Source organism: Bradyrhizobium arachidis (genome assembly GCF_015291705.1).
Taxonomy (GTDB): domain Bacteria; phylum Pseudomonadota; class Alphaproteobacteria; order Rhizobiales; family Xanthobacteraceae; genus Bradyrhizobium; species Bradyrhizobium arachidis.
This window is the reverse complement of the sequence record NZ_CP030050.1, coordinates 8,925,502-8,949,808: the sequence shown is the minus strand read 5'-3', so window position 1 is coordinate 8,949,808 and position 24,307 is coordinate 8,925,502. Positions and strand designations below refer to the sequence as shown.

The 24,307-nt window shown below is 65.8% G+C and carries 22 protein-coding genes; 10 read left to right on the top strand and 12 right to left on the bottom strand.

Features of this window, described 5'->3' with window-relative positions:
- Positions 1-271: 271 nt before the first annotated feature.
- Positions 272-4,381 (top strand): bifunctional diguanylate cyclase/phosphodiesterase, encoded by a 4,110-nt coding sequence (locus tag WN72_RS42295; RefSeq protein WP_167380787.1) that lies wholly within the window; start codon positions 272-274, stop codon positions 4,379-4,381.
- Here WN72_RS42295 and WN72_RS42290 read toward each other — a convergent pair.
- The 5 genes from WN72_RS42290 to WN72_RS42270 all read right to left on the bottom strand — a co-directional run bounded on the left by WN72_RS42290 (position 4,355) and on the right by WN72_RS42270 (position 10,181).
- Positions 4,355-4,696 (bottom strand): hypothetical protein, encoded by a 342-nt coding sequence (locus WN72_RS42290; protein ID WP_092215780.1) that lies wholly within the window; start codon positions 4,694-4,696, stop codon positions 4,355-4,357. The genes WN72_RS42295 and WN72_RS42290 overlap by 27 nt on opposite strands.
- Positions 4,697-4,926: 230 nt before the next feature.
- Positions 4,927-5,919: a UDP-glucose 4-epimerase GalE gene (galE, locus tag WN72_RS42285; RefSeq protein ID WP_027563153.1), complete on the bottom strand. Its 993-nt coding sequence runs from the start codon at positions 5,917-5,919 to the stop codon at positions 4,927-4,929.
- A gap of 19 nt (positions 5,920-5,938) precedes the next feature.
- Complete coding sequence (locus tag WN72_RS42280) at positions 5,939-6,745, bottom strand: WecB/TagA/CpsF family glycosyltransferase (RefSeq protein ID WP_027563152.1); 807 nt, start codon at positions 6,743-6,745, stop codon at positions 5,939-5,941.
- Positions 6,738-9,110: an exopolysaccharide transport family protein gene (locus WN72_RS42275; protein ID WP_092215781.1), complete on the bottom strand. Its 2,373-nt coding sequence runs from the start codon at positions 9,108-9,110 to the stop codon at positions 6,738-6,740. The genes WN72_RS42280 and WN72_RS42275 overlap by 8 nt, the downstream gene beginning before the upstream one ends.
- 276 nt (positions 9,111-9,386) lie before the next feature.
- Positions 9,387-10,181, bottom strand: coding sequence for a class I SAM-dependent methyltransferase (locus tag WN72_RS42270; RefSeq protein ID WP_092215783.1), 795 nt, complete (start codon positions 10,179-10,181; stop codon positions 9,387-9,389).
- Positions 10,182-10,575: 394 nt separating this feature from the next.
- On the opposite strand from WN72_RS42270, the gene WN72_RS42265 reads away from it, so the two are divergent.
- Positions 10,576-11,604 (top strand): glycosyltransferase family 2 protein, encoded by a 1,029-nt coding sequence (locus tag WN72_RS42265; protein WP_092215785.1) that lies wholly within the window; start codon positions 10,576-10,578, stop codon positions 11,602-11,604.
- 15 nt (positions 11,605-11,619) lie between these two features.
- Here WN72_RS42265 and WN72_RS42260 read toward each other — a convergent pair whose 3' ends face one another.
- Positions 11,620-12,606 carry a glycosyltransferase gene (locus tag WN72_RS42260; protein WP_027563148.1) on the bottom strand — a complete coding sequence of 329 codons (987 nt, stop codon included), beginning with the start codon at positions 12,604-12,606 and terminating at the stop codon, positions 11,620-11,622.
- 251 nt (positions 12,607-12,857) lie between these two features.
- On the opposite strand from WN72_RS42260, the gene WN72_RS42255 reads away from it, so the two are divergent.
- The 3 genes from WN72_RS42255 to WN72_RS42245 all read left to right on the top strand — a co-directional run bounded on the left by WN72_RS42255 (position 12,858) and on the right by WN72_RS42245 (position 16,574).
- On the top strand, positions 12,858-13,925 hold the full coding sequence (locus tag WN72_RS42255; protein ID WP_167380788.1) for a glycosyltransferase: 1,068 nt from the start codon (positions 12,858-12,860) through the stop codon (positions 13,923-13,925).
- A 39-nt stretch (positions 13,926-13,964) separates the two neighbouring features.
- A complete protein-coding gene (locus tag WN72_RS42250) occupies positions 13,965-15,317 on the top strand; it encodes an O-antigen ligase family protein (RefSeq protein ID WP_027563146.1) in 1,353 nt (450 codons plus the stop codon).
- A 114-nt stretch (positions 15,318-15,431) separates the two neighbouring features.
- Positions 15,432-16,574, top strand: coding sequence for a GNAT family N-acetyltransferase (locus WN72_RS42245; protein WP_027563145.1), 1,143 nt, complete (start codon positions 15,432-15,434; stop codon positions 16,572-16,574).
- A 4-nt stretch (positions 16,575-16,578) separates the two neighbouring features.
- Here WN72_RS42245 and WN72_RS42240 read toward each other — a convergent pair whose 3' ends face one another.
- Entirely contained in the window at positions 16,579-17,118 is a 540-nt protein-coding gene (locus tag WN72_RS42240) for an RBBP9/YdeN family alpha/beta hydrolase (RefSeq protein ID WP_092215789.1), read from the bottom strand.
- Positions 17,119-17,240: 122 nt separating this feature from the next.
- Here WN72_RS42240 and WN72_RS42235 point away from each other — a divergent pair, with 122 nt between their 5' ends.
- Both WN72_RS42235 and WN72_RS42230 read left to right on the top strand, forming a co-directional pair.
- Complete coding sequence (locus WN72_RS42235) at positions 17,241-17,717, top strand: Lrp/AsnC family transcriptional regulator (RefSeq protein WP_092215792.1); 477 nt, start codon at positions 17,241-17,243, stop codon at positions 17,715-17,717.
- A 108-nt stretch (positions 17,718-17,825) separates the two neighbouring features.
- Positions 17,826-18,695 carry a protein-L-isoaspartate O-methyltransferase family protein gene (locus WN72_RS42230; protein ID WP_027563142.1) on the top strand — a complete coding sequence of 290 codons (870 nt, stop codon included), beginning with the start codon at positions 17,826-17,828 and terminating at the stop codon, positions 18,693-18,695.
- Positions 18,696-18,699: 4 nt separating this feature from the next.
- Here the strand turns inward: WN72_RS42230 and WN72_RS47555 are convergent, their stop codons facing one another.
- The 4 genes from WN72_RS47555 to WN72_RS42215 all read right to left on the bottom strand — a co-directional run bounded on the left by WN72_RS47555 (position 18,700) and on the right by WN72_RS42215 (position 21,152).
- Positions 18,700-18,834, bottom strand: a complete 135-nt coding sequence (locus WN72_RS47555) for a hypothetical protein (RefSeq protein WP_265441850.1) — start codon at positions 18,832-18,834, stop codon at positions 18,700-18,702.
- 116 nt (positions 18,835-18,950) lie between these two features.
- Complete coding sequence (gene wrbA, locus WN72_RS42225; RefSeq protein WP_027563141.1) at positions 18,951-19,550, bottom strand: NAD(P)H:quinone oxidoreductase; 600 nt, start codon at positions 19,548-19,550, stop codon at positions 18,951-18,953.
- 115 nt (positions 19,551-19,665) lie between these two features.
- Positions 19,666-20,364: a pirin family protein gene (locus WN72_RS42220; RefSeq protein WP_092215793.1), complete on the bottom strand. Its 699-nt coding sequence runs from the start codon at positions 20,362-20,364 to the stop codon at positions 19,666-19,668.
- 35 nt (positions 20,365-20,399) lie between these two features.
- On the bottom strand, positions 20,400-21,152 hold the full coding sequence (locus WN72_RS42215; protein WP_027563139.1) for an SDR family NAD(P)-dependent oxidoreductase: 753 nt from the start codon (positions 21,150-21,152) through the stop codon (positions 20,400-20,402).
- A gap of 115 nt (positions 21,153-21,267) precedes the next feature.
- Between WN72_RS42215 and WN72_RS42210 the strand changes: the two genes are divergently transcribed.
- Positions 21,268-22,203: a LysR family transcriptional regulator gene (locus tag WN72_RS42210; RefSeq protein ID WP_027563138.1), complete on the top strand. Its 936-nt coding sequence runs from the start codon at positions 21,268-21,270 to the stop codon at positions 22,201-22,203.
- A gap of 250 nt (positions 22,204-22,453) precedes the next feature.
- Here the strand turns inward: WN72_RS42210 and WN72_RS42205 are convergent, their stop codons facing one another.
- Entirely contained in the window at positions 22,454-22,711 is a 258-nt protein-coding gene (locus WN72_RS42205; RefSeq protein WP_027563137.1) for a hypothetical protein, read from the bottom strand.
- A gap of 147 nt (positions 22,712-22,858) precedes the next feature.
- On the opposite strand from WN72_RS42205, the gene WN72_RS42200 reads away from it, so the two are divergent.
- Both WN72_RS42200 and WN72_RS42195 read left to right on the top strand, forming a co-directional pair.
- On the top strand, positions 22,859-23,845 hold the full coding sequence (locus tag WN72_RS42200) for a tripartite tricarboxylate transporter substrate binding protein (RefSeq protein ID WP_092215795.1): 987 nt from the start codon (positions 22,859-22,861) through the stop codon (positions 23,843-23,845).
- 95 nt (positions 23,846-23,940) lie between these two features.
- Positions 23,941-24,297, top strand: coding sequence for a hypothetical protein (locus tag WN72_RS42195; protein WP_092215796.1), 357 nt, complete (start codon positions 23,941-23,943; stop codon positions 24,295-24,297).
- The last annotated feature ends 10 nt before the right edge of the window (positions 24,298-24,307 follow it).

Sequence of the window (24,307 nt, the reverse complement as noted above, 5' to 3'; positions counted from 1 at the left end):
TAATGGGCTGCTTGTTGGGCGCCATCGTCTCAAAGCGCGGGAGCGATATCAATCTCCCGTAAACCAATACAGGCCTGCAAATTCGTAAAGAGAGCGCGCCTTTGGTCGAAGATTCGTCCCGCGTGGCGGTATTTTCGCGAGTTTAGTGCCGCGCGTTCGCAGCTCGTTCACTTTGATCGATGGTTTGCCGCAGGCAATAACGACCACTTAGGCCATCGCCCTTCATAAAGGCACCGGGAGAAATAGGCAGAAATGCCCGGGAGCTAAGAACGTGCCGACGACACTCGCGCGCACCTTTGCGGCGTTGAGCGCCATCAATGAAGCGATCCTCTACGCGAAATCGCCGGAGGAGCTGTACCAGAAGGTCTGCGACGCCGGGTTTTCGAGCGGAGACTTTTTGGCCGTCGCCGTGTTCCTGGTGGATGCGGATGGTCAGCGGCTGCGTTTCGCCGCCGGTTGCGGCGACGACATTCCGCGGCTGCGCTCGCTCCTGATCACCACGCAAGCCGGCACGCCCGAGGGGGCGGGCGTCGGCGGCGAGGCGTTTCGCGATCAGAAGCTGTGCATCAGCAACGACTATCTGAACGATCCGCGGTCGCTGGCGTGGCGCGCCGGCGCGGCCAGCGCCCATATCGGCGCAGCTGCCGCGTTGCCGCTGCTCTGCAACGGCAAGAGCGTCGGCGTGCTCTATGTGACCCGCAGCGAGGCCAACTCGCTCAACGAGCAGATGGTGTCGCTGTTCGAGCGCATGTCGGCCAACATTTCCTATGCACTGGAGAATTTCGCGCGCGAGACCGCGCGGCAAACCAGCGATCGATCGACGCGGCGGCTCAATCGCATGTTCGGCGCGCTCAGCGCGACCAATGAAGCCATCCTGCGGGCCAAGACCGAGCAGGAATTATATCAGCTGGTGTGCGACGCTTCCGTGCACAGCGGCAAGTCGCTGGCGACGATCGTGTTGCTGCGCGAGCCGGATTCGCACTGGATGATCCCGGTCGCCTCCACCGGAGAAAATCTCCAACTGGTCACCCAGGCGCGCTATTCGATCGATCCGGACAATCCCTATGGCAAAGGCCTCTCCGGCGAGGTGTTCCGCACGCAGAAGGCCATCGTCGAGGACGATCTCGCCAGTCGCACCAAGGGCTCGCCCTGGGAGCAGGCTAATGTCAACACCGGGGTCGCGGCCTGCGTCGTCGCGCCGCTGATCAGGCACGGCGAGAGTGTCGGCGTGCTGCTGTTCTTCATCAGCCGTTCCTGGGCCAAGGACGAGGAGATCGTCGCGCTGCTGCTGCGCATGGCCGAGAACGTCTCGTTCGCGATCGAGAATTTCGGCCGCGAGACCGAGAAGGCCAGGATCGCCGCGGAAGAGGAGCGCCTGGCGCGCATGTATGCGGCGCTCAGCGCGACCAATGAGGCGATCCTCCGCGCGCACTCGCGGGCCGAGCTGTTCGATCTCGTCTGCGAAGCGACGGCAAAGGGCGCCAAGTTCACCTCGGCCGCCATCGCGCTGGTCGATCATGATGCCGAGCTGCTCCGAGTCGCCGCGTGCTACGGGCCGAACGCGGACGTCGTCCGCAGCTTCAAGTTCTCCACCTCCGAACAGGTGCCTGAAGGACGGGGGCTGACCGGAACCGCCTTCCGGTCGCGGCAACCCTGCATCAGCAACGATGTGCTGTGCGACGACCGGATCGCACCCTGGGCCGCCAACGCGCGCCGCAACGGCATCGGGTCTTCCGCGGCGCTGCCGCTGTTCAACGGCGACCGCGTCGAAGGCGTCTTCCTTTTCAACTCGCCAGAACGCGGCACGTTCACGCCCGAATTCATCGAGCTGTTGCAGCGGCTCCAGGCCAATGTCGCCTTCGCGCTCGAGAATTTCGATCGCGCGGACGAGAAGGCCAAGGCCGAGATGCAGCGCAACCGGCTGCGCGGCATGCTGGAGGCGCTGAGCGCCACCAACGAAGCGATCATGCGGGTCAAGACCCGCGACGAATTGTTCGAAGCGGTCTGCGACGCCGCCGTGCTCGGCGGCACCTTCACGTCGGCCACCATCGCCATGGTCGATCCGACCGGTCGCCATCTCGACATCGCCGTCACCAAGGGCGAATGCCGCCATCACGTCGAGAAATGGCGCTTTGCGACGTCCGCCGACGAGGTCGAAGGGCGGGGGCTCGCCGGCACCGCGTTCCGCACCAGGGCGCCTTGCGTCGCCAACGAGCTCCTCACCGACGTTCGCGCGACCCATTGGCGCCGCATCGCCCGCGATCAGGGCACGAAGTCGGGCGGCTGCTTCCCCCTGTTGAAAAACGGCACCGATGCCGTCGGCGTCCTCCTGTTCCTTTCGCCGGACGAAGGCACGTTCACGCCTGACCTGATCCAGCTGCTGGGGCGCCTTGCGGAGAACGTCTCCTTTGCGCTCGACAATTTCGACCGCGCGGAGGAGCGGGCGCGGACCGAGGCGCAGAAGGAGCGCCTGACGCGGATGTTCGCGGCCCTGAGCGCCACCAACGAGGCCATCGTGCGCGCCAAGTCGCGCAGCGAGCTGTTCGAGCTGGTGTGTCAGGCCGCCTCTACCGGCGGCAAGTTCACCTCGACGACGATCGCTCTGGCCAGCGCCGATAGCGATCAGCTCGCGATCGTTGCGGCGGCAGGGCCGTCCGCAGAGACCACGCGCAACGTTCGTCTGTCCATCGATGCCGATCGGCCGGAGGGCCGCGGCATGAGCGGCACCGCGTTCCGCACCCGCCAGCCCTGCGTCAGCAACGACTACGTCAACGACAGCCGCGTCAGCGCCTTCCATCAGATCTTGGAAGGCGATGGCGCACGGTCGGGCGCGGCGTTCCCGCTGATCACGCACGACGAGCCCGTCGGCGTCATGATCTACATGTCGACCGAATCGGCCACCTTTACGGCGGAATTCGTCGAGCTGCTGCAGCGTCTCGCCGACAACGTCTCCTTTGCGATGGAGAATTTCGACCGCGCCGACGAGAAGAACCGGGCGGACGAGCGGATCGAATATCTCGCCTCGCATGACAGCCTGACCGATTTGCCGAACCGCGAGACCTTCAACGGGCTGTTGCGGGCGGCGATCGACGAAGCGCAGCGGCACGATCACCGTTTCGCGGTGCTGTTCATCGATCTCGACCGCTTCAAGGTCATCAACGATTCGCTCGGTCACGAGGCGGGCGACCTGTTGCTGCTTGAAGTCGCGAACCGGCTGCGCGGCGCGCTGCGGGCCAGCGACGTCGTCGCGCGCCTCGGCGGCGACGAGTTCGTGGTGATCCTCGACCAGTGCGGCGAGATCGACGACGTCCAGCGTATCGCGACCGGGCTCTTGACCGCGCTGGCCGAGCCCATGGAGCTGGCCGGCCACGAGTGCCACACCACGGCGTCGATCGGCATCGCGATGTATCCGGCCAACGGCTCGGACGCGCAGACGCTGACCAAGAACGCGGACATGGCGATGTATCTCGCCAAGGAAGACGGCAAGAACGGCTATCGCTTCTTCTCCAAGGAAGTGAAGACGCAGTCGATCGAGCGGTTGTCGCTGGAGAGCGCGCTGCGCCGGGCGCTCGAGCGCGAGCAGTTCACGCTGAACTACCAGCCCAAGGTCGACATGGAGACCGGCCAGATCACGGGTGTCGAAGCCTTGCTGCGCTGGACCCATCCCGATCTCGGCAGCGTCTCGCCGGCGCAGTTCATTCCGCTTGCGGAGGAAACCGGCCTGATCGTGCCGATCGGCCGCTGGGTGCTGAACGAAGCCTGCGCGCAGGCGATGGCCTGGCAGCGCCGCGGCCTCCTGCCACTGTCGATGGCGGTCAACCTCTCGCCGCGGCAGTTCGCCGACGAGCATCTGTTGCAGGACGTCGACGAGGCGCTGGCTGCGAGCGGCATGTCGCCGGTGCTGCTCCAGCTCGAGGTTACCGAGAGCATGATGATGCGCAATGTCGGACGCGCGCTGAAGGTGCTCGACGCCATCCAGAGCCGCGGCATCCGCCTCGCCATCGACGATTTCGGCACCGGCTATTCCTCGATGTCGCTGATGAAACACTTCCCGATCGACACCATCAAGATCGACCGCTCCTTCGTGCGCGACCTGCCGCAGGACTCGGAAGACCAGGCGATCGCGCAGGCGATCATCAGCATGGGCAAGGCGCTCGGCATGACAGTCGTGGCCGAAGGCGTCGAGAACGCCGAGCAGGAGGCATTCCTGCGCACCCATGGCTGCGACGAGATGCAGGGCTATCTGATCTCCAAGCCGCTGCCGGCCAGGCAGATGGCAGAGCTGCTGCGGCCGACGGTGCTGCCGGTCGCGCCGCCGCTCCAGCCGGAGCTGGGCTCGGGCGACGCCGCGGCGTCAGGGCTGAAACGCGCTGTCATCTAGCGGCTGCGGGTGCAGCTCACGGACCTCGTGCTCGCCGGCTTCCGCCTTGCTCGGAAAATCCTGCGGTCCCGTCAGCGAGGTCTGCTCGACGAACAGCGCGAGAATCGTGCGTGCACCCTCGGCGAAGCTCGTGCCCTCGTTCAGGCCGAGCGCTGTGCACCATGCTCCGTTCATCGGCTCCCGGTCGTCGACCACGGCCATGGCTGGCCCCCACCACCAGGCGGGCGCGGGCGAGCGTTCGTCTCCGGGCACGACATGCCAGCGGACGAACTCATCCATCACGCGCTCGAACTCCAGGCGTGCAGCCTGATGCATGCGGTCGATACTCCCAGAATCTGCATCCGATGACAGGCCGACGTACGGATTTGATCGCGACACTGGCGTTCGGAAAAATCGGCTCGCGCACATTGGGCGAGCCATGCATGCCGACATCATCGTCGGCCACGCCTGAATTGGTGGCCGTCGGCGATACGCCAACGGCGGCCATGAACAGGCATTCTAGCCGCCTGGAGGTGCGGCAGGCAAGGTACGGATGTTACGGTTGCTTAACGGACCTTGAGCGGATGCGCCTTCTGGTGCCAGGCCCAGGCGGTGCGGATCACCGTGGCGAGGTCGGAGTGGCGCGGCACGAAGTCCAGCACTTTTCGTGCGGCGGAGGGGTCGGCGACCAGGTAAGTGGGATCGCCGGCGCGGCGCGGCTTGACGGTGTGCGGCACCTCGCGCCCGGCCTCCTTCTTGATGGCGTCGAGGATCTCGCGCACCGAGAAGCCGGAGCCGGTGCCGAGATTGAAGCTGCCGCCGGCATGTCCCTGTTCCAGCAGCTTCAGCGCGGCGACATGTGCCGCCGCGAGATCGGTGACATGGATGTAGTCGCGGATCGCGGTGCCGTCGGGCGTGTCGTAGTCGTCGCCGAACACGGCGAACTCGACATGGCCCTGGAGCGCCATCATGGCGCGCGGAATGAGGTGGGTCTCGTTGTCACGCAGCTCACCGATGCCGCCGGCCGGATCGGCGCCGCTGGCGTTGAAATAGCGCAGGCAGAACGCACCGAAGCCGTAGGCCGAACGATAATCGGCGAGCATGCGCTCGATCATCCACTTCGATGCGCCATAGGGATTGATCGGCGCGCAGGGAAAGTCTTCCGGCAGCTCCTTGGAATCGGCATTGCCGTAGACGGCGCCGGTCGAGGAGAACACGATACGATGACAGCCCGCATTGCGCATCGCCTGCAGCAGCGACAGCGTGCCCTGGACATTGTTGATGTAATATTTCTGCGGGTCGGTCATGGACTCGCCGACGAGGCTGGCGGCGGCGAAATGCATCACCGCCGTGACCTTGTGATCGGCAAAGGCGCGTGCCAGCGCCGCGCCGTCGAGCAGATCGCCCGTCACCAGCGGCCCGGCCACAAAATTGCGATGACCTGTCGTGAGATTGTCGTAAACGACGGGCTGATAGCCGGCGGCGGCCAGAGCGCGGCAGGCGTGCGAGCCAATATAGCCCGCGCCTCCTGTGACGAGGACGGTCGGTCGGTCGGTCATGTCGTAATCTACTCTTCTCTCAGCGATTGAACGGCCGGTTGCGGCTGAAGAGAAGATAGAGTGCGCGGGGGTTGGTGGTCAAATAGCGCCAGAACAGGCGGCGCGGCTCGAGCAAGGTCCGCCAGGCCCATTCGAGCCCGATCTTCTGCATCCAGAGCGGTGCGCGTGCCCGGCTGCCGGACAGGAAGTTGAACAGGCCGCCGGACGTCTTGATAACGCCAACATTGGTGAGATGCGGCGTGAATTCCTCGACGAATGCCTGCTCGTTGGGCACGCCCAGCGCGACCCACAGGTAATCCGGCGCGAGCGCGTTGATCTCGTCGACCTTCGCGCGCAGCGCTTCGCCTTTGAGATAGCCGTGGCTGCGCCCGATGATCTTGAGGTCCGGATACATCTTCTGGACGTTCTCGACGGCGGCGAGGTTCTCGACCTCGCTGGCGCCGAACATGTAGAAGGTGCGGCCGACTGCTTCCGCCTTGCGCGCGACGACATGGAACAGGTCCGTGGTCGCGACGCGCTCGGGCAGCGGAAACCAGGATTGCAGCCTCGAGGCCGCCACCAACGGCTGACCATCGGCATTGATCATGTCGGCGGCGCGGAACAGGCGCTCGGTCTGCGGCTCGGTCGAGCAGCGCGCCAGCACTTCGCCATTTGCCGAGGTCAGGAACAGCGGACGACCGATGCGCTTGTCGGGATCGGTGGCCTCGATCATGAAGTCGGCGGTCGCTTCCAGGTCGAGCGCGGCCATGCGCAGGCCGCCGACGGTGATGCGCGGCACGTCGGCTGTGGCTGCCCTTCCGTCGAGATTGACGCGGCGCTCAAGCATATTGTCTGCCTCGCTGGCGCGCTTGGGTTGCGGGGGTGAGCTCGTCGAGCACGACACCGACGAGCTTGCGCTCGGCGCGGCCGAGCGTGCTCAAAATCTCTTCAAGGCCGTCGTTGATGTCGAGGCTGGTCGGGAGCACCGCCACCAGCGCATCAGTGTCGTCGAGCAGCTTGCGGCTGCCGGCGCTGAGCGGCGTCACGGGGCCGTCGAGAATCACGAGATCATAGCCGCCGGCGGAGCGCGCCTGCGCAATCGCCTTGCGGATGGCCTCAGCCGCCTTGCCGGCATCGCCTTCGGCGGCGGGCAGAACCGAGATGCCATTGACCGTCTTGATCTCGCGCGCGGCCTTGCTGCCGTTCGAGAGCCAGCCGAGCCGGCTCGGCTCGCTCTTGCCGTTGCGGCCAACCTTGTTCGAGAGCGAATGTGCCAGATGATCGGCATCTATCATCAGCACGCGCACGCCGTCGCGCGCGGCCGCGAGGGCGAAATTCAGCGCTGTTACGCTCCGCCCGGTGGTCTCGCCGGCGCCGACCAGCGCGATGACCGGCATCGCCTTGCCGCCGGCGCGGCGGGCGACGGCAGCGCGCATGTCGCGCCAGGCGTTGAGCAGGCTCGTCAGCGGGAAGCCGGGCCGCAGCGTCGGCCAGCCCAGCCGGGTGACATCGGCGCCGCCGCCGGTGGCAAGGATGGCGCCGAGCGTGTGAATGACATCGGCTTCCTGGAGCCGCGCGATCAGCGGCTTTTCGATCACAGGTTTTTCGGCCATCGCAGGTTGCAGCGGTGGCGCGGCAAGTTCCGGCAGGGCGTGCCCGACGTCGGGAGCGCGCGCGACCGGCTGCGGCGGAGCAGGCTCCGGCGTTCGTGCGACCTGCGGTGCGCGCGCAGTGTCCGGCGCCGGCGTGCGCTGGGGGCGGGCGGGCGTCGGCACCGGTGCGGCCGCGCTGGCGAGCAGAAATTCGGCGGCGACGAACCAGCCCGATGCGGCGATCGCGCCGAAGATGAAGCCGATCATCGCGAACAGGCTCATCCCCGGCGGGAACGAGCGCCGCTGCGGCACCGTGGCTTCGCCGATGACGCGGGCCGCCGAGGTGTTCAGCGTCTCCTGCTCCTCGGTCTCGCGCGAGCGCTTGAGGAAGGACTGATAGACGTCGCGGCTGGCGTCGGCCTCGCGCTCGAGCTCGCGCAGCCGAACTGCGGCCTGGCTGAGCTGGACGCTCTGCCGCTTCTGCGCTTCCAGCGCCCGGTTGAGCGAGGCCTCGTAGTCGCGGGCGCGCGTCAGATCGTTCTTGGCGGACTGGGCGAAGCGGTCGATCTCCTCGTTGATCGTGCGCTTGAGATCCTCGACCTGCTTCTCGGTCTGGCGCAGCGCCGGATGGCGCGGGCCGAGCTCGCCGGCCTGCTCCGCGTATTTCTTGCGGGCGTCGGCATATTGGGCGCGCAGGTTCGCGATGGTCGGCGATTGCAGCGCCTCGGGGATCGCGCCGGCATCTGCCGCCGTGCGCCGGCTGGCCTCGATCTGGTCGAGCCGCGCCTGCGCGTCCATCGTCGCCGCGCGGGCTGCCGACAGCCGCTGGTTGCTGGCGGAGAGCTGCTGGTCGCTGATCAACGCGTCCTGGGTGCCGACGAAATTGTTCTGGGCCTTGTAGGTGGCGAGCGTGGTTTCGGCGTTGCGCAGCCGCTCGCGCAGCTCCTTGAGGCGGCCGGAGAGATCGTTGGTGGCGCGCCGTGCGGCAGACGCCTGCGAGTTGCGGGACTCCGTGAGGTAGGCGTTTGTCAGCGTGTTGGCGAGCATCGCTGCCTTCGCCGGGTCGGTCGACCAGACCTCGATGTCGACGATGAAGCTCTTCTCGGTCTTGCGGATGGTGATGTGCTTGTTCAGCGCCTCGAGCGCCCCGAGCTGCACTTCCCTGCTGTCCGCGGCCGAGGGCGCGCGGGGCTGAAGGCCGATCAGGCCGAGCAGCGACGACATCAGGCTCTTGCCGTCACTGCCGCCGAATTCGGGATCCTTGTCGAGGCCGGCCTGCTGGATCACCTGGAGCAGTACGCTGTTGGATGTGATCAGGCGCGCCTGGCTCTCCACCACCATGGACATGCCGGAGACGTCCTGCGCCCGCGGCGTGAGCTCGCGATCGACCAGCTGCAGCTCGCGCGGATCGACATAGAGCTGGGCGGTGGCGGTGTAACGGGGCGTCATGCTCTTGCCGACGGCAACGGCGAGCGTCGCGCCGAGCAGGGCGGCCGCGGCAATCGCGACCTTGCGGCGCCAGAGCAGATGGGAAAGCTCCAGCACGCTGAAGCCGGCCTCCGGCTTCTGCCGCGGAGCCTCCGGCCTGGCGCGATCTATCGGCTGGTTATAGTCAAGCATGGTCCCCAGCTTTCATTCCAACGGCCGCGGGCTGAGGGGTTACTCTTCGCTTTACGCCACGCACCCGGGATATAGGTGCCCAATCAACGCAACAGGGAAAATTAACCATACTCATTGAGGGACTATTCACCGAAATGGCAAACAAAGCGTTTAAGCGCATGCTGCTCTTGAACGCGTCACCGCGATGCAGTCCCCCAGAGATTAATGGTTCGTTACCGCGCGCGAGCATGCCGCGAAGCTTTGCTTCTCCTGCGATGGCCTGCGCGCGCATGATTGTCACATCTTCCGCAGGATGACGTGATAGTCGCCGCGGCGGACATCGGTCCCGCGCGGCAGCACGGCATTCAGCAGGGCGGCACCGGCATCGACCAGGGCTGCGAACAGCGGCTTGCGCCGGCGCATCTCGGGATAGCGCGGGCTCTCGACCTCGCGGCGGTAGATCATCTCGAGGCCGTTGGCGGCGGCGAAGGCTTCGAGCCGCGGCAGCGTCACCAGCGGATGGAAGAAGGTCGGGAACGGCGGCTCGCCGGGCAGCCCGGCATCCCTGATTCCGCGGATATTCCGGTAGAACCAGACGTGAAACCAGTGCGGCGAATATTTGGTTACGACGCCGGACAGCGAGCGCGGATTGGGCGCGCCGATCAGGATCATGCCGCCGCGCTTGAGCGCGTCGCGGAAATTCAAGAGCGCAGCGTCGACATGGGGCAGATGCTCGATCACGTTGTAGCAGATCACGAGATCGAAGGTTGCCTGGCCGAAGCGGTAGGTCTGCACGTCGCCGAGGATCGCTTCATCCGCGTAGGTGTTGTTACGAACCTGGTCCTCGTCGATGTCGACGACGGTGATCTTGCTGCGGCTCAGCAATTCCGGCGGCACGACGCTGCACGAGCCGCCGCCGGCTTCGTAGATCGCGAGTGGGCCCTGCGGCAGCTCGCGGCGCAGCGTGTCCTGCACGGCGAGCAGGCTGTCGCGCGCTTCGCCGGGCACGAGGTCGTGCAGCGCCGGCGCCTGTGCGGCGGCCGCGGGAAGGTGGGTGACTGTCGCGAAATCGATCGTGGCTGGCTTGTTCATTTTTTCTGACCGCGCTTGTTCTATTCAAATTTACAGGAAAAAACTCGCGAGCCCGAAGAGCAAATCCGATGCCGCGCCGCTTCACGCGTCACGGTGCTTACGTTCGGGTTAATGCGCACGGTCGTTAACTACGGCATTGTTCATGTCGGGCCGTCTTCGCGGCGATGGACCACGAATTGCAGTACCACGCACGCATGATTGCGCGGGAGAAACAGGCGAAAGCGGTTAAGTGCATTGGTACGGCGAGATGCGGCTCGGCGCCGTGTTGCGCATCCAGGCCGGGCGTTCATTTTGGGACGGATCCGTGCCGCGGCGATGTGCCGTCGCGGGACGGCGCCGATCCCGCGCGATCGAAGCAGGGCTTTTTCAATCTATCTCGGACATCTAGAACGTCATGACATTGATCCCGACAGACCTGTCAGCCACGCGTCTCCAGGATGCCGTGCGCGATCCCAACCGGGAGATCGCGGCGAGCTCCCGCGTCATCGACCTGTCGGTCGGCATCGTCGTCTGCATTCCCTGCTTCCGCCGCCCACAGCATCTGCGGCTGACGCTGGACTCGCTCGTGAACCAGCGTACGCCGCGCTCCTTTGCCGTCGTCATGGTCGAGAACGATGCCGCGCGGCGCGAGAGCGCGCCGGTCGCCGCCGAGTATCTCGCGGACGGCAGGCTTCAGGGCATCTGCCTCGTCGAGAAGCGGCAGGGCAATTGCCAGGCGATCAACGCCGCGTTCGAGACAGCGCAGGCGCTGTTTCCCGCCGCGACCCGCTTCCTGATGATCGACGACGACGAGATCGCCTCGCCCGACTGGCTCGAGTTGATGGTCCGCACCGCGGAGGCGACCGGCGCCGACGTGGTCGGCGGGCCGGTGCTGCCCGTCTTCGAGGACGACAGCAGGCCGTGGCTCGCGCGTCATCCCGCTTTCTGTCCCGCCTACGATTACACCGGCGCGGTGTCGCTGATCTATGGCTGCGGCAATTGCCTGATCACGCGCGTGGCGTTCGAGCGGTTCGAGCGTCCCGCCTTCGACCTGCGCTTCAATTTCCTCGGCGGCGGCGACTGCGATTTCTTCGTGCGCTGCCGCGATGCCGGCATGACGTTTCACTGGACCGCGGAAGCGGTCATCACGGAGACCGTGCCGCAGAGCCGCACCAGCCTCAGCTGGATCGCCAAGCGCGGCCTGCGCATCGGCGCGATCAACTACCGTGTGCAGTCGAAGGCCGCGCAGAAGGCGGGGGCACGGGTTCGGGTATTTGCGCAGATGCTGGCGCGCTTGCCGCTATCGCTGCTTCGCTCCGCGCGCCTGCTCGCGACATCGAAAGCCGTCGTCGCCATGCATCCCACGCTGGTCGCGCTCGGCTCTCTGCTCGCGGCGTTCGGCATCGAGCCGAAGCCCTACGAGGCCTCGAAGATCGTATCCTGACCTGACGGTATCGGGTTAGATGCCGAAGCGGGCGAGGGCAGTTCTCGCCACGGCGCGCGGCAGCGCCTTGAGCGATCGCCGGCCGATCATCCCGAGATAGCCCAGGGCCTGGCGATATCGGCCGAAGCGCACCGCCTGCATCGCCGCATAGGTGACGAGATGGATCTCGGCGGCCCGGCGCAATCCGGCCGCGGTGCCCTCGGGCAGCCGCGCCAGGATCAGCCCGTCGTCGAACACGCGCGCGACCGCCGGGAAGAAATCCTGCGGCGTCCGCACCGCCGCGTTCATGGTGTTGGCGGTGTGCAGGCGATAGTCGAGCAGCAGCTTGGGCGCGAACTCGAATTCTCCGATCGCCGCGAGGCGGCACCAGCAATGCCAGTCCTCGCAATATCTGAGCGAAGTGTCGAAACCGCCGATGGCGCGGAAGGCTTCGGCACGCGCGAGCGCGATGCCGCCATTGACGATGAAGTTGCCGGCCGCGAGCCGCGCCAGCACGTCGCCGGAGGGCTTGCGGCGGCCTTTCAGCAGCTCGCGCCGGCCGATCTGCCGTCCCTCGCTGTCGATGGTGTTGTAGTCGCCGTAGACGAGAACCGCGCGGGGAGCGCCGCGTGCCGCCGCCAGCAGGGCCGCCGCCGCGCCGGGGCGCAGGCGGTCGTCGGCATCGAGGAAGAGCAGCCAATCGCCGCTCGCATGGCGCGCGCCGAGATTGCGCGCGGCCGACACGCCGGCGGAATCGTTGGCCAGCAGGCGCAGCCGCGGGTCGCGCATGGCGCGAACGATTGCAACCGTGTCGTCCGACGAGCCGTCGTCCACGACGATCACCTCGCCGACCTCGCTCTGCGCCAGCGCGCTGACAAGGGTTTCGCCGATATAGGCCGCAACGTTCTTGGCGGGGATGACGACGGACACTGGCGCGGTCGGGCTCGCCGGCAGCGGCAGACGCACCGCTGGAGCGATGCGTGAAGAAGCCGGCAAATCGAGAACGTCTTCGGCGGTGATCAGAGCCACAGCTCGCCTTTAAGGATCCGTTAACCAGGGCGCATCTGTCGAACCGGAATTGCGATCGATCGCAACATCGGCCCGCTCGCGAATGATACTCGCATTACGGCCAAATCGTTGCCGCAAGGACCTGCGCGTCTGCGGTTTCGTCAATTAGCGTTAAGCCGATGGCATTAAGCCTGTGGCAAATTTGGAAGAGTGCGGCAGCCGGTCTCATGCGAGAATGCGCATCTGACTGCTCGCGGATGGATTCAGTGCCCGCAAAGACATTCGACGACGACTCCGATGCCATGGTCCTCAATCTCTTCTACGAGGACAAGGACGATCGCTGGTTTCCGGGCGACCGGCATCTGCGGCGCATGGCGCGCCGGATGCTGCTCGGCGAGCCGCGCATGAGCGGGCAGCTTCGCGTGTTCCTGAATCTTTGCGCGGGGCTCGACCGCCTCGGCATCCGCTACCGTGTCAACGACTACGGCTACATCGCGCAGCATCCAGGCGAGCTCGCCTGCATCATCGGCCGTACCTTCCTGCTCGACAAGTTTGCGTGGAAGAACCCGATCCTGCTCGGCGTTGCCGCGCACAACCATCCGCTCGACGACCCTGATTTGTTCAAGCGCCTGCCGGTGAAGAAGGTCGTGGTGCCCGGGCCGTGGTACGTCGACATGTACCGGCCATACTGGCCCGACACGGAGGCCTGGCCGGTCGGCATCGACACGGATCTCTGGGCGCCGTCGCCCGCCTCCGACAAGACCGTCGACGTGCTGATCTACGACAAGGTCCATTGGGACCGCGAGCGCTATGCGCCCGAGCTGATCGAGCCGGTTCGCGCCCGTCTCGCCAAGGAGGGCCGCTCGTTCATCGAGTTGCGTTACGGCAGCTACAAGGAAGAGGACTACCAGGCCGCGCTGGCGCGCTCGCGCGCGATGATCTTCCTGTGCCAGAACGAGAGCCAGGGCATCGCCTATCAGCAGGCGCTGTCCTGCGGCGTGCCGGTGTTCGCCTGGGATCCCGGCGGTCCTTGGCGGGATCCCGATTATTATCCGCACCGCGTCCAGTTCGGGCCGGTGTCCTCGGTGCCGTACTGGGACGCGCGTTGCGGCACGAGGTTTGCCGACGTCGCGGGCTTCGAGACGGGCTGGGACGATTTCTGGGCCGGATGCGCGGCCGACAGGTTCGATCCGCGCGGCTTCGTGCTCGACAATCTCACGCTGGAGCAGCGCGCGCTGCAATATTACGAGATCGCGCGGAGCATCGTGCGCCAGCAGGCGGTCTCGCAGACCTCAGGCCGAGTGGTTGACGAATGCTTAACAGGCATCGGCTAGAACCTGAACTTTCCCGGCTTCATCGACCTGCCTTGAGCCATGGATCGCAGCGCCGCTGACATGACCGACGTCGAGGCCCGATCGCTCGGTTACGCCTTCCGCGATGGGCTTGCGGGGCTGAACGCCGTGCAGGCGGCGCGATGTCTCGTCGCGATCGCAGCGCTGCTCCTCGTGCTGGTGACGCTCGATCCGTTTCCCGATTTGCGCAGTGAGGCCGCCACCACCGTCGTCGGCGGACGCATGGCGCTCGCCTATATCTCCTGGGGCCTGCTGGCTGCGGTGGCGGTGCTGTTCGTCGCCAGCACGGACGGGCCTTCGCTGAGGAGCCTGGTCACGCCGCTGCATCTCTGTCTCGTCGGCTGGCTGCTGGTCAACATCATCTTCTCCGAGAGCCGCGGCGTGTCGATCCAGCGCTTCGTGCTCGCCGCCAGCGTGACCTCGCTCGCGGTGCTCTTGCCGTTGCTGCCGCCGACCCAGCGCAGCTTCAATCTGTGCCTCGGCGGTGCCGCGCTCGTGCTGCTGGTGCTGTGTTATCTCGGCGTCTTCCTCGCGCCGCAATACGCGACCCACACCGCACTCGACATCACCGAGCCGATGCTGGCCGGCGACTGGCGTGGCAGCTTCGGCCACAAGAACGTCGCTTCGCCCGTGATGACCATCCTGGTCTATGTCGGCATTTACCTCACCGCCGTCGGCTCGTTCGTGATGGGGCCGGCGGTCGCAGCGCTCGCCGGCATCTTCCTGATCTTCACCGGCGGCAAGACCTCGTCGGTGCTGTGCCTTGCCATCTATGGGCTTGCATCGCTGGTCTATGTGACGCGGAGCCTGTGGCTGAAGCGGATCATCTGCTTCGTGCCGTTGATCGTGATGAACCTTTTGACGGTCGGCAGCGTCTTGAGCCCGGCGCTCGGCGCCATGACGCGGCAGCTTCCGCTGGATCCGACCTTCACCGGCCGTTCCGACATCTGGGAGTTCGCGCTCGCGGCCGTCGCCGAAAAGCCGGTCATCGGCCACGGCTACGCGGCGTTCTGGGACGACGTCACCGAACGGCAGACCGCCCAGGGCGCCGAATGGGCGACGAGCGCGGCGCACAGCCACAACAGCTATCTGGACCTCGCGGTCACCATCGGCTTGCCGGGACTGCTGCTCGTCATCCTCGTCTTCGTGCTCGCGCCGCTTGGCAATTTCCAGTCGGCCCAGGCCTATAGCCGCAGCGGCGCGCTGGCAAAACTGTTCCTGACCGTGTGGCTGTTCGGTCTCTACTACGGAACCACTGAAACTTTCCTGCTCGAGCGGCAGAATCCGATCTGGTTCATGTTCGCGCTCGCGGTCGCCGGCCTGCATTTCCTGGCCAGGTTCCAATGCGTTGATCAGATGAAACCCGAACGCTGACAGCTTGTCGCAGGGCCGTGGTGGGACCGGCTTAACGATAAGCAGCGACGTTGCTTGTGGTCTGCGGCAAAACATAATCTATCTGGAAACATTCAGTAATCGTATGTCCCGCGGATGACGTTTGTCAGCGTCGAGCAAGTCAACGGTCAGGTGTCCAGCGCGTCGGGAATCGCGGTCGATTTCGTGCGCGACTGGCGGCAGGCCGCATCGCGCCTGAGCGCAGGCCATCGCACCGCGTTCCAGCATGCTTACTGGCTCGGGCCCTGGTACGAGGCGTTCGGCGGCGGCGCGCCGCTGATCGCATTGATCTCCGATGCGGCGACGGGCAGGGACATCGCGGTGGTGCCGATGGTCAGCCATATCAGGCGCGGCATCCGCATCGTCGAATTTGCCGATTTCGGCGTCACCGACAACAACGCGCCGATCCTGGCGTCCGATGCAGCGCTGGACGCGGCGGCGATGGATGCGATCGGGGAGGCGCTCGTCGAGGCCTTGCGCCCGCTACCCGACGGCTTCGATCTGCTGCGCCTGAAGAAGATGCCGGCCCATGTCGGCGGCAAGGCCAACCCGCTGGTGTCGCTCGGCCGGATCGGCTCGAGCTCGCTCAATGGCAATCTCGTGCTGACCGGCGACCACTATGAGGCCTACCAGGCCTCGATCAAGCGCATGCAGATGCCTCGCTGCTGGCGCGTCTTCAGCCGGCACGCGGGCGCACGGTTCGAGATCGCCTCCGGTGTCGCGCGTGCACATGAGCTATTGGACGTGATGGATGCCCAGCAGCAGGCGCGCATGCGCAAGCTCGGCTCGCGCTTCGTCCTCAACGACGAGACCCATGCGAAATTCTATCGCGAGATCGCGCGCCAGGGTGTTGCGGATGGTTATGCCGTCATCTCGGCGCTGGTCTGCGACGAGGGCGTCGTCGCCACCACGCTCGGCGTCAGGCTGGGCGCGACCTATTTCCTCCTACGCATCAGCCACGCCGGCGATCCATGGTCGAGCTGCTCGCCCGGTCTGCTCGTCACCGAGCGCACCATGGCCGCGCTGCATGCACAGGGCGTGCGCCGGTTCGATCTCAGCATCGGCAATCACGACTACAAGCGCCGCTTCGGCGCCGAGAAGGTGCCGCTGACCGATGTCAGCGTCGCGCTGTCCTGGCGCGGGCTCCCTTATGCCTTGCGCGACCATGCCGCGCAGGGCCTGCGCCGTCACCCGAGGCTTGCCGCCATCGCCACCCCGGCGCTGCGCAAGATGCGTTGACCCGTCATCGCGAAAGGCCTGCACTGAAGGCACCGAGCAACGCGCGGCCCTGCGGCCAGTCACCGAGCCCGCTCGACGCATTGATATGGCCGAGCGCGCCCAACACGACCAGCCCGGATTGCCAAGCGTGGGCTCGCTGCCGTGTCGTATCGATTTCGCCATAGGGATCGTCCGTGCTGGCAATGACGAGCGCGGGAAAGCGCAGTGCGCGGTCCGGTACGGCCTTGAACGCGGCAGCCTCCGCGGGAAAGTTGACGCCATCGGGATCGGGCACCGCAACCAGAAACGCGCCGGCGATGGCAGATGGCAAGCGGGCGGCCCAGTGCGCGACCAGCAGACAGGCGAGGCTGTGTGCCACAAGCACAGGCGGCTTCGCGCAGTGCCTGACCGCTTGCTCGAGCGATTGCTCCCAGTCGTCGAGATCGGGCTGGTCGAAGCTCGCCGGCTGAAATCGCGCGTAGCGCGCATCCTTGCGCTCCCAGAGCGTCTGCCAATGGGTGTCGCCGGAGCCGCCGAGGCCCGGCAAGGTGATGATGTCGTGCATGATCGTCCCGTGATATCTGAGATGGACGCGCAGTGTGGCCGGTCTGGGCGCTGCGTCACATGGCAAGTCATCGGCGCAATCGATCATCTGCCGATGATCTCAAGGCGGAATGGAGATTTTTCTTGGATCGTTTCGGGAGCATCGACGCCAAGGATCTGAAGATCCTGGAGGCGCTGCAAGCCAATGCGCGCGTGCCGCTGTCCGAGCTCGGCCGTTCGGTCGGGCTGTCCCAGCCGGCGGTCTCCGAGCGCGTCAAGCGGCTGGAGGAAGCCGGGATCATCGAAGGCTATGGCGCCCGGATCAATCCGCGTGCGCTCGGGCTCGGCCTGATGGCGCTGGTGCGCCTGCGCACCTCGCATGAGCACATCAAGACCTGCCTCAAGAGATTTGGCGAAATTCCGCACATCATCGAGGTCCACCGCGTGACGGGCGATGACTGCTTCGTGCTCAAGGTGCTCGTTCCCGCCCCGGAAGACCTCGAGACGATCGTGGATCGTATAGCCGGCTTCGGCACTGTGACGACCTCGCTGGTGCTGCGGAGCGAACCGCCACGGCCGATCGGCCGCGAGCTTGTCATGAAGAAAGCCGAGCGTCGCTGAGACGCGTCACAGCCGGCCGGTCATCGCATTGACACAAAGCTCGCGATTGCGTGGCGCTTCCGGCGATCGCAATCCTCGTGCTATCGTCGCTTCTCCCCCGGAGGCGACATGGAAGATCGTTCGGCTAAATATCGCGCATTCTATGCGCAGCTGATCTGCGCTGCGGCGAAAGCCGCGGATCCCCGGCTCGAACAGGCCTTCCGGACCGTCAGGCGCGAGCCGTTCGTCGGGCCCGGGCCGTGGTCGATCACGCTCGGCGGGCATCCTTATGTGGTCACGCCCGATGATGATCCTGCCTTCCTCTATCAGAACGCGCTTCTTGCACTGGATCCGGAGCGCGGCCTCAATATCGGCATGCCCAGTGCGCATGCATATTGGCTCAGCGGCTGTGCTGTCATGGAAGGTGAGACCGTCCTCCAGATCGGCGCGGGCAGCGGCTATTACACCGCGATTCTGGCGCATCTCGTCGGCCCCGGCGGCCGGGTCCATGCCTATGAGATCGACGAGCGCCTGGCGGCACTCGCACGCGACAATCTGAAGGACATCGCCCATGTCGATGTACGCGAACGTTCCGGCATCGCGTCGGACCTGCCCGCAACCGACGTGATCTATGTCTGCGCCGGCGCGGCGCAGCCGGCCACGGAATGGCTCGATGCGCTGCGCCCCTGCGGCCGGCTGGTGTTTCCCCTGGCGCCGGAAGGCATGCTCGGCGGCATGCTGATGATCACGCGCCCGGATGACGGCGCGATCTGGCCGGCGAAATTCCTCAGCCGGGCCCAGTTCATTGGCTGTGCGGGATTGCAGGATGAAGATGCCGCCCGCCGATTGGCCGAGGCGTTCGCGAAAGGATGGGAAAGCGTGCAGTCGTTGCGGAGGGAGGGCGCTCCGGACGAGACGTGCTGGTTTGCCGGTGAGGGCTGGTGGCTGTCGACGGCGCCGCCGACGGATTCAGTTCAGGTGGATATCGCGCAGGCCTAGCGCCTCACGATCCCGTGCATTCCGCGCAGTGCAGCCGGCCGCGCGAGGCGCGGAACAGGCTGCGGCAATACCAGCGCCGCGCCAGCGCCTGCGCGGGCTTGCGGATCATCTGCGCGATCAACAAGAGTTCGAAAGCCATTCGTATCGCTTTTGGTCGTACTATTCTGCCAACAGAGATGGGGCGGCATTCCCGAATGAGAATGCCGCCCGCGTCGCATCAGCCATGCAATCGGCCGCGCAGCTTAACCTTTCAGCTTAGCCGTGAAGTTTCTTGGCGGTCTCCGCGATCTGCCGGCCCTGATAGCGCGCGCCGGCGAGCTCGTTGGCGCTGGGCTGGCGGCTGCCGTCGCCGCCGGTGATCGTGGTGGCGCCGTAGGGCGCGCCGCCGGTGACCTCGTCGAGCTTCATCTGGCCGGCGAAGCCGTAGTTCAGGCCGACCACGACCATGCCGAAATGCAAGAGGTTGGTGATGATCGAGAACAGCGTCGTCTCCTGGCCGCCGTGCTGGGTCGCGGTGGACGTGAAGGCGCCGCCGACCTTGCCGTGCAGCGCGCCCTTGGCCCAGAGCCCGCCGGCCTGATCGAGGAAGTTCGCCATCTGCGAGGCCATGCGGCCGAACCGGGTCCCGGTGCCGACGATGATCGCGTCGTAATTGACGAGGTCTTCGATCTTGGCGATCGGCGCGGCCTGGTCGACCTTGTAGTACGAGGCCTTGGCGACTTCGGCCGGCACCAGCTCGGGCACGCGCTTGATGTCGACGGTCACGCCGGCCTCGCGCGCACCTTCGGCGACGGCATTCGCCATCGCTTCGATGTGGCCATAGGCGGAATAATAGAGGACGAGAACTTTGGTCATGGTGGTCTCCGGTGGGGGATTAGATGCGATTGGTTCGGTTGTTAGTTGTCGTTGCCGGGCTTGACCCGGAGATGGATGCCCGGCTCGAGGCCGGGCATGACGAGTTGTTGTGTTGTCACGCCGCGTCGACGAGCACGATCTCCGAATCCTCCAGCGCCGTGATCTTCAGCTTGCTCTCGTCGCGGATCGCGGCGCCGTCGCGGGCGTTGACGCGCACGCCGTTGATCTCGATCGAGCCCGCCGCCGGCACGAGATAAAGATGCCGTGCCTTCTGCGGCGCGTACTCGGCGCTCTCGCCGGCCTTCAGCGTGGTGGCGAGCACCCGCGCATCGGCGCGGATCGGCAGCGCGTCGGTGTCGCCTTCGATCCCGCTCGCGATCGTCACGAGCTTGCCGGAGCGGTTCGCCTTCGGAAACGGCTTCGAGCCCCAGGTCGGCTGTCCACCGCGCGCGGTCGGCTCGATCCAGATCTGGAAGATCCGCGTCTGCGTCGGCTCCAGATTGTATTCGGAGTGGCGGATGCCGCTGCCGGCGCTCATCACCTGCACGTCGCCGGCTTCAGTGCGTCCCTCGTTACCAAGGCTGTCCTGATGAGTGATCGCGCCCTCGCGCACATAGGTGATGATCTCCATGTTGGCGTGGGGGTGAGCCGGAAAGCCCGTGTTCGGCGCGATCTCGTCGTCGTTCCACACCCTTAAAGAGCCATGACCTATGTTGTTCGGATCGTAGTGGCTGGCGAAGGAGAAGTGATGCTTGGCCTTGAGCCAGCCGTGATCGGCGCCGCCGAGCTTGTTGAAAGGTCTGAGTTCGATCATTTGCGTAGTCCTTGGTTTGAACAAGCGAGCCTTGATCAGGCGTTGAAACCGCCGTCGACGTTGAGCACGGTGCCGGTGACGAAGGAGGCTTCCGGGCTTGCCAGGAAGACGACGCCGGCGGCGACTTCCTCGGGGCGACCGAAGCGCTGCAGCGCATGCTGCTTGCGCTGGGTCTCGGCGAACTCGCCGCCGTCCTTCGGGTTCATGTCGGTGTCGATCGAGCCGGGCTGCACCACGTTCACGGTGATGCCGCGCGGGCCGAGGTCGCGTGCCGCCCCCTTGGTGTAACCGACCACGGCCGCCTTGGTGGCGACGTAGTCGGCAAGGCCGGGGAACGAGGCGCGGTCGGCGAGCATCGAGCCGACCGTCACGATGCGGCCGCCTTCACCCATCAATTGCGAGGCGGCTCGGATCGCCGCGATCACGCCGTGCACGTTGATCTGATCCTGGCGGGCGAACGCTTCGGTGTCGGCCTTGGCATCGTCGATCGCACCACCGGCAGCGACACCGGCATTGTTGACGAGGATGTCGAGATGGCCGAACTCCTTCGCGACATCATTGACGAGTTGCGTCACGTCCTTCGCCGAAGCTTGATCGGCCTTGAAGGCGCGGGCCTTCACACCCTTGGCCTTCAACTCGGCGACCACGGCCTCGGCCTTGTCGGGCGAGGCGACATAGCTGATGGCGACATCCGCGCCTTCATCGGCGAGAGCGCGGGCTGAGGCCGCGCCGATGCCGCGCGAGCCGCCGGTGACGAGGGCAACCTTGCCTGAGAGCTTCTTGGTCATTGGATTTCTCCAGTCCTGAATTTCTGATGACCCTTGGATAAGCCTCCGCCTGTGGTATAGAAATAGAAACTGTTGAAACGCATTGTTTCTCTAAATATCCTGATTGGACCGAGCCATGGCCAAACTCCCCGATTTCGAGGCGCTCGCGATTTTCGCAAAAGTCGTGGAATTACGGTCGTTTGCGGGGGCGGCGAGCGAGCTTGCGATGTCCAAGGCCACGGTATCCAAGGCCGTGACGCGGTTGGAAGAGCGGCTTGGCGCCCGGCTGTTCAACCGCACCTCGCGCCGGCTGGCATTGACCGATGCCGGCCACAAGCTCGCCGACCGCGCCACCCGCCTGCTCGCCGACGGCGAGGCGGCCGAGAACGAGGCGCTGGCGCAATCGGTGGCGCCGCGCGGCCTGGTGCGGCTGGCGGTGCCCATGACGTTCGGGATCAAGGCGGTGGCGCCGCTGTTGCCGGAATTCTTCGAGACCTATCCGGAGGTCTCGGTCGATCTGCATTTGAGCGATGCGACCGTTGACCTGATCGGCGAGGGCTTTGACATGGCGGTGCGGATCGCGCGGCTGCCGGACTCCTCGCTGATCGCGCGGCGGCTCTTCACGATGCCGCGCTTCACCGTGGCCGCGCCGTCCTATCTGAAGAAGCACGGACGCCCGACGCATCCGATGCACCTCGCCGAGCACAAATGCTTCAGCTACGCCTATCTCTCCACGCCCAACGTCTGGCACTACACCAATTCGGCCGGCGAGCAGGCGAGCGTGCGTCCCGGCGGCCAGCTCCGCGTCAACAATGGCGAAGCCGTGATGCCATCGCTGCTCGCCGGCCTCGGCATCGCCGAGCTGCCTGAATTCATCGTCGGCGACGCCATCTCCTCCGGTGCCCTCGAAGTCATCCTGAAGGACTGGAAGCAGGCCGAAGGCGCCGTGCACCTCGTCACCCCGCCCGGCGGCCCGCGCCCCGCGCGCGTCGAGGCGCTCGGCGATTTCCTCGCGGCAAAGCTGCCGGGCACCTGCAAGCGGCGACCGCGGAAGGGCGGCAAAGCCGGATAGATAGGTGGGCACGGCGCTTCGCGCCTTCGCCCACCTTACGGCATCTCGCTAGTCTCTCCTCAAAGCGACTACCGTAGGGTGGGCAAAGCGAAGCGTGCCCACGTCTTCGGCTGAGGGGATCACGGGTGTCTCGATATCGGCGCGCAGGGCAACACGTTCTTTTTCACGGTCGCGGCACATTGCAGTTCGGCGAGTGATGGTGGGCATGCTTCGCTTTGCCCACCCTGCGACACCTCGCTTTTCGGCCTGACTACGGCACCTTCACGCCGTCGATCGCGGCGATGCGCAGGCTCGGTTTCAGCGTCTCTTCCAACTGCGACTTCAATTCATGCACGCGCGGGTCGGTCGAGCGGGCCGCGCATACCGCGTATTGATGGACCGATTGCGCCAAAGCGCGCCGGGCCTCCGGCGTTCGCGTCAGGTCGGGCTTCGAAAGCCGCAGGACGATCGCCGCGAGATTCACCAGCATCTCGTCCAGCGCGACGTCGATGGTCGCAAGATTACGCATGGCCCACTCCTGGCAGGGCAACAGCCGCTCCAGGGGATGCGTTCCCGGCCGGGCTGGACATGGTTAATGCCTGGTAAACGTCTTGTTCTTCCCGGTCGCCACGCTAGGCTGGGGTCGAAACAAGAAAAGTCAGGGAGGGGAGTTGCCATGGATCGACGCGATATCCTGCGCGCCGTTGCCGCATTGCCGTTGTTGCGGGCTGCATGGCCGGAGCCGGCCTTCGCGCAAGCCTATCCGGCGCGCAACATCACGCTGATCGTGCCGTTTCCGGCCGGCGGGCAGGCCGATCTTGCGGCGCGCCCCGTCGCGATGGCTCTGGAGCGGATCCTCGGCAAACCCGTGATCGTCGACAACCGCGCCGGCGGTGGCGGCGGCTCGGTCGGCAATGCCGCAGCGGCGCGCGCCGAGCCCGACGGCTATACGCTGCTGATGACGCTGTCCTCGCTCGCGGTGCTGCCCGAGGCCGACCGGCTGTTCGAGCGGCCGGTCGCCTACGAAGTCTCGCAGTTCATGCCGATCGCGCGCGTGCTCGCCGATCCCACCCTGCTCGCCGTGCCGGCCTCGGCGCCGTGGAAGACGGCGCAGGAGTTCGTCGAGGATGCAAAGAGACGGCCCGGCCAGATCACCTATGGCTCCTCCGGTCCCTACGGCACGCTGCATGTGGCGATGGAGATGTTCGCCGGCAGCGCCGACATCAAATTGCTGCATGTGCCGTTCCGCGGCGCGGGGCCGGCGCTGACCGCGCTGCTCAGCGGCACCGTGCAGGCGATCGCAGCCGCGCCCGGCACGCTGAAGCCGCAGGTCGACGACGGCAAGCTGCGCGTGCTCGGCAATTGCGGCGCCCAGCGCATCGCGAGCTTTCCTGACGTGCCGACGTTCCAGGAGCTCGGCTACAAGGACGTCGAGATGTACATCTGGGCCGGCTTGTTCGCGCAGAGCACGCTGCCTGCGCCGATCGCGGCCCGCCTGCGCGAGGCGATGGCGCAGGCGATGGCGAGCCCCGACGTGCTCAAATCGTTCGAGGCCTCGGGCAGTCTCGTCGCCTATCAGGACGCGCCGGCCTTCTCCGAATTCGTCGCGGCCGACAGCACGCGCCTGATCGCGGCGGTGAAGAAGATCGGCAAGGTGGAGTAGGTTCCAGCCGCACTTTCACATTTTTTTGTTGGTTCAGAACCTGACCGCGTCTCATTGATTGAGGACAAATCAAGAGAAGCGAGAAGGATTTGGACATGCGAACAGAGCGGATTGCGCTGGGTGTGGCGCTCGCGATCGGCGGCATCGTCGCGCAGGGCGCTGCATTCGCCCAGGAATATCGCGGCACCATGGAACAGCAGATGGCCTGCACGCCGGATGTGTGGCGGCTGTGCAGCGACCAGATTCCGGATGTGAACCGCATCGTGGCCTGCCTGCAACAGAACTCGCCGCAGCTCTCCAGTGGCTGCCGCGCGGTGTTCCGGTCCAACAACCAGGTGCAGCCGCAGCAGCAGGTGCCGCGTGGTCGTGCCGCGCCGCCGCCGCGCTATAACAATGCGCCGCCGCCACCTCAGCAGATGCAGCCGCCGCCTTATGACAATGACGACGATTAGTGCTGCCTAG

Bases quoted from the DNA above. Each gene is read 5' to 3' on its own strand.
- WN72_RS42290 (WP_092215780.1), bottom strand. From the start codon at position 4,696: ATGCATCAGGCTGCACGCCTGGAGTTCGAGCGCGTGATGGATGAGTTC.
- galE (WP_027563153.1), bottom strand. From the start codon at position 5,919: ATGACCGACCGACCGACCGTCCTCGTCACAGGAGGCGCGGGCTATATT.
- WN72_RS42280 (WP_027563152.1), bottom strand. From the start codon at position 6,745: ATGCTTGAGCGCCGCGTCAATCTCGACGGAAGGGCAGCCACAGCCGAC.
- WN72_RS42275 (WP_092215781.1), bottom strand. From the start codon at position 9,110: ATGCTTGACTATAACCAGCCGATAGATCGCGCCAGGCCGGAGGCTCCG.
- WN72_RS42270 (WP_092215783.1), bottom strand. From the start codon at position 10,181: ATGAACAAGCCAGCCACGATCGATTTCGCGACAGTCACCCACCTTCCC.
- WN72_RS42265 (WP_092215785.1), top strand. From the start codon at position 10,576: ATGACATTGATCCCGACAGACCTGTCAGCCACGCGTCTCCAGGATGCC.
- WN72_RS42250 (WP_027563146.1), top strand. From the start codon at position 13,965: ATGGATCGCAGCGCCGCTGACATGACCGACGTCGAGGCCCGATCGCTC.
- WN72_RS42245 (WP_027563145.1), top strand. From the start codon at position 15,432: ATGACGTTTGTCAGCGTCGAGCAAGTCAACGGTCAGGTGTCCAGCGCG.
- WN72_RS42240 (WP_092215789.1), bottom strand. From the start codon at position 17,118: ATGCACGACATCATCACCTTGCCGGGCCTCGGCGGCTCCGGCGACACC.
- WN72_RS42230 (WP_027563142.1), top strand. From the start codon at position 17,826: ATGGAAGATCGTTCGGCTAAATATCGCGCATTCTATGCGCAGCTGATC.
- WN72_RS47555 (WP_265441850.1), bottom strand. From the start codon at position 18,834: ATGGCTTTCGAACTCTTGTTGATCGCGCAGATGATCCGCAAGCCCGCG.
- wrbA (WP_027563141.1), bottom strand. From the start codon at position 19,550: ATGACCAAAGTTCTCGTCCTCTATTATTCCGCCTATGGCCACATCGAA.
- WN72_RS42220 (WP_092215793.1), bottom strand. From the start codon at position 20,364: ATGATCGAACTCAGACCTTTCAACAAGCTCGGCGGCGCCGATCACGGC.
- WN72_RS42215 (WP_027563139.1), bottom strand. From the start codon at position 21,152: ATGACCAAGAAGCTCTCAGGCAAGGTTGCCCTCGTCACCGGCGGCTCG.
- WN72_RS42210 (WP_027563138.1), top strand. From the start codon at position 21,268: ATGGCCAAACTCCCCGATTTCGAGGCGCTCGCGATTTTCGCAAAAGTC.
- WN72_RS42205 (WP_027563137.1), bottom strand. From the start codon at position 22,711: ATGCGTAATCTTGCGACCATCGACGTCGCGCTGGACGAGATGCTGGTG.
- WN72_RS42200 (WP_092215795.1), top strand. From the start codon at position 22,859: ATGGATCGACGCGATATCCTGCGCGCCGTTGCCGCATTGCCGTTGTTG.
- WN72_RS42195 (WP_092215796.1), top strand. From the start codon at position 23,941: ATGCGAACAGAGCGGATTGCGCTGGGTGTGGCGCTCGCGATCGGCGGC.